General features: G+C 35.2%; 1 protein-coding gene. It reads right to left on the reverse strand.

Going from position 1 to position 1,606, the window contains the following annotated elements; translation table 11 throughout:
- Positions 1–334: 334 nt before the first annotated feature.
- A complete protein-coding gene (locus AC3DU7_RS18695; RefSeq protein ID WP_488040823.1) occupies positions 335–1,507 on the reverse strand; it encodes a quaternary amine ABC transporter ATP-binding protein in 1,173 nt (390 codons plus the stop codon).
- Positions 1,508–1,606 lie beyond the last annotated feature (99 nt).

A 1,606-nucleotide genomic window follows, 5' to 3' on the forward strand; every position in this document is an offset into this window, starting at 1 on the left:
TATAGCGTTTTTGCCTAATTCCTCAATTTATTTTGGATAGTATTTTGACATCTGTGTGAGAATAGATGTTTTTTTGAGTTATCAACGCTACATATCTAAGACGTTACAGTTTTTGTTTACTAGATATAGCGTTTTTGCCTAATTCCTCAATTTATTTTGGATAGTATTTTGACATCTGTGTGAGAATAGATGTTTTTTTGAGTTATCAACACTACATATCTAAAAAGTACAGACACTGTTATTGCTGCACAAAATGCTTCAAATACCTTCTTTTTTTATTGAGCATCTTTCAAGAAATTTGTTAACGAACAGTTGATATTTCTTGAGTAGTTTTTTACCCCAAACTTGTAAGTACATCAGAAGCTTCTACCATACCTTTAAACTCTTTTTCTCCATCAACTACCGCTACAGGAAATCCTTGTTTATAAAGGTGAAAAATACTTTCTAGAGGAGCAGAAGCATCAATTATAGGAAAATCAGTTTCTATCATCGCCATAATATCTTCGTTTTCCTGCTTGAGACTGGTTTCCAGAACCTCTTTTCTTACCAAACCAACCGGTTTATTGTACTTATCAACCACATACATAACCTGGAGATTATGGTCTAACATTTTTTTCAGCCCAGAGCCAAAAGAATCTTGGCCAATCCTCAGAGAAGCAGTTTTATTAATAATAGAACCTACTGTAATAAATTGGGCAGGATTTACCTCTTGGATAAAAGCAGTAATATAGTCATCTTTTGGTTGAGTGAGTAATTCTTCTGGTGTCCCCAATTGAACAATTGCCCCTGCTTTCATTACAGCAATATGATCGCCCAGTTTCAAAGCCTCTTGAATATCATGACTAATAAACACAATAGTTTTGTGTAATTCTTTCTGGAGTCGTAATAATTCATCTTGCATCTCTCCTCTCGTGAGTGGATCGAGAGCACTAAAAGCTTCATCCATTAATAAAATTTCTGCATCAGTAGCTAAAGCACGAGCTAAACCCACTCTTTGCTGCATTCCCCCACTCAAAGAGGTTGGTTTATAATCTGCCCATTTAGCTAAACCAACAACTTCTAATGTTTCTAGTGCTTTCTGGCGACGATTAATTCGCTCAACTCCCCGCACCTTTAGTCCATACTCTACATTTTCAACTACTGTTTTGTGAGGAAACAACCCAAAGCGTTGAAATACCATTGAAACTTTATTCAGTCGTATTTCTCGCATTCGTGTCTCATCAACATGAGCAACATCTTCATCATCAATATAAATATGTCCGCTAGTGGGATGAATCAAACGATTAATGCATCGAGCCAAGGTAGATTTTCCTGAGCCGGATAATCCCATTAGTACAAATATTTCCCCTTGATTAATTTCAAGAGATATATCGGCCAACCCTAATACATTACCCGTAGATTGCAATATATAATCTCTTGTTTTTCCTTCACGAAACAACTTAAGAGCAGCAAGATGTCTTTTTCCATAAATTTTAATTAGATTTTTTATAATTATTTTGGGTGGCATATCTTCATTAATTGATAATTGATAATGGATAATTGATAATTAGGGTTTGCGCTCATAAAGTTTTTTGGTAAGGGCAGGAGCCAGAATTTCCGTTTGTCA

This window comes from Okeania sp. (assembly GCF_983059655.1).

What these genes read in the sequence shown, in the direction of transcription:
- AC3DU7_RS18695 (WP_488040823.1), bottom strand. Translation starts at nt 1,507, where the DNA reads ATGCCACCCAAAATAATTATAAAAAATCTAATTAAAATTTATGGAAAA.